Annotated in this window: 1 protein-coding gene; it reads left to right on the plus strand. The window is 65.2% G+C overall.

The genetic code is table 11. The features are described from left to right. Nucleotides 1–5: 5 nt before the first annotated feature. Nucleotides 6–468: beta-ketoacyl synthase N-terminal-like domain-containing protein (locus tag DEQ92_RS22435; RefSeq protein WP_394338723.1), on the plus strand; the 463-nt coding region annotated here is incomplete at its 3' end.

Consider the following 468-nt stretch of genomic DNA (forward strand, 5'->3'; position numbering starts at 1 on the left):
GAGAAATGCCACACAACGCAGCCATCGTCGGCGGCGGGCTCACCGAATGGGGCGAGCGCGACGCCACGTGGAAGGATCTCGCACAGGAAGCCGGCAAAGCGACGTTCGACGACGTCGACGGGATTGAGCCCGAAGACGTCGAGGGGCTGTTCGTCGGAGCGGTGCAACCCGAACGGTTCGCGTTCCAGAGCCACGTCGCGCCGATGGTCGCCGAACTACTCGGCATCGACGTGAACGGAATGTTAGCTCGCACCGAACTCGCGTGCGCGAGCGGGCAGGCCGCGCTGCGCTACGCCTGGCTGGCGATCGCCGCCGGTCAACTCGACGTCGCGCTCGTGCTCGGCGTCGAGAAGATGAACATCGACCGCGAGCATATGCCGGAGATCCAGTCGAATATGACGAACGTGCTCGACCGGGAGTTCGACGGCGTCAACGGCCTCAACGGACCGTCGTACTTCGCCCAGTACG

The sequence above is a fragment of the Haloferax sp. Atlit-6N genome, assembly GCF_003383195.1.
In the GTDB taxonomy this organism is placed as follows: domain Archaea; phylum Halobacteriota; class Halobacteria; order Halobacteriales; family Haloferacaceae; genus Haloferax; species Haloferax gibbonsii.